Raw genomic sequence first — 278 nt, forward strand, 5'->3', positions numbered from 1 at the left:
GGTGCTGCTGGCACCAGCCTTCGCCGCGCTGTGGACCTGGATGGACCGCCGCGGCTGGGAACCGGGCAAGCCGGTCAAGTCGGCCTGGGGCCTGGTGATTGCCGCGCTGTCGTTCGTGCCGCTGGCGCTGGCTGCTCAGCAGGTCGGCGCCACCGGCGAGATGGCCAGCGTGTGGTGGCTGGTGCTGGCCTACTTCCTGCTGGCCAGCGGCGAGATGTGCCTGTCGCCGGTCGGCCTGTCGGCAGTGACCCAGCTGGCCGTGCCGCGGGTGATGAGCC

General features: G+C 71.9%; 1 pseudogene. It reads left to right on the top strand.

Going from position 1 to position 278, the window contains the following annotated elements:
* A pseudogene (locus EN850_RS36095) lies at positions 1–278 on the top strand (MFS transporter); the annotation flags it as partial.

The sequence above is a fragment of the Mesorhizobium sp. M8A.F.Ca.ET.207.01.1.1 genome (assembly GCF_004794715.1).
In the GTDB taxonomy this organism is placed as follows: Bacteria; Pseudomonadota; Alphaproteobacteria; order Rhizobiales; family Rhizobiaceae; genus Mesorhizobium.